We start from the raw sequence: 1,167 nt of genomic DNA on the forward strand, positions 1-1,167 counted from the left end.
GCGCTCCCCGCGCCCGTGTCCGAGGGGGCGGAGCTCCCGCGGCCCCGGCTCGGCGACCCCCTGCGCCTCGGCCGCGCCACGTTGCGCAACCGGATCGTCTTCACCGCCCACCTCACCGGCTTCGCCGAGGACGGCATGCCGACCGACCGGCACACCGCCTACTACGCGGCCCGTGCCGCGGGCGGCGCCGCACTGGTGATCACCGAGGAGCACGCCGTCCGCCCCGGCGACCGGCCCTACGAGCGGCTGATCCGTGGCCACGACCCGGCCGTGCTGCCCGGCTACCGCGCCCTCACCGACGCGGTGCACGCCCACGGCGCCCTCGTGCTCGCCCAGCTCAACCACAACGGCGCGCAGGGGTCGGGTATGTACTCGCGCACGGCCGTCGTCGGGCCCTCGCCGGTGCCCGACCCGATGTTCCGCGAGGTCCCCGCCGAGCTCGACGCGGCCGGGATCGGCGCGATCGTCGACGCCTTCGCCGACGTCGCCGCACGCTGCGTCGAGGGTGGGTTCGACGGCGTCGAGCTGCAGTGCTCGCACGCCTCGCTGCTGCGGCTGTTCCTGTCCCCGGCCACCAACCGTCGCACCGACGCCTGGGGGCGAGACCGGGCGAAGCTGGTGCTCGACGTCGTCGCCGCCGTCCGCGCGGCGATCGGCCCGGACCCGGTGCTGGGCCTGCGGATCGGCGTCGACGAGCGCATCGAGGGCGGCATCACCCCCGCCGACGGCGCCGACCTCGCCCGCCGTCTCGCCGCGACCGGTCAGGTGGACCACCTGAACACCTCGATCGGCGTCGCCACCTCGACGCTGCACCTGATCGAGCCGTCCATGCACACCCCGCCGGGCTACGCCGGGCACCTCGCCGCGACCCTGCGCCGCGCCGTCCGTGCCGCCGGGGCGGACCTCCCGGTGATCGGGGTCGGCCGGTTCACCACGCCCGCCGAGGCCGCCGCGGCGCTGGACCGCGGGGAGTGCGACCTCGTCGGCGTCGCCCGCGGGCAGATCGCCGACCCCGGCTTCGCGAACAACGCCCTCACCGGACGCCCGGTACGCCGGTGCGTCGGGTGCAACCAGGACTGCATCGGCCGGGTCGGGCTGAACCTGTCGCTGGGCTGCGCGGTCGACCCGGCCGCCGGGCGCGAACGGCTCGTCCCGCCCACCCGGGCC

Annotated in this window: 1 pseudogene; it reads left to right on the top strand. The window is 76.9% G+C overall.

The annotated features are described in order from the left end of the window. Positions 1-15 precede the first annotated feature (15 nt). Positions 16-1,167, top strand: a pseudogene (locus GTW08_RS13215) (mycofactocin system FadH/OYE family oxidoreductase 2); the annotation flags it as partial.

The organism is Pseudonocardia sp. SID8383, from assembly GCF_009864975.1.
GTDB lineage: Bacteria > Actinomycetota > Actinomycetes > Mycobacteriales > Pseudonocardiaceae > Pseudonocardia > Pseudonocardia alni.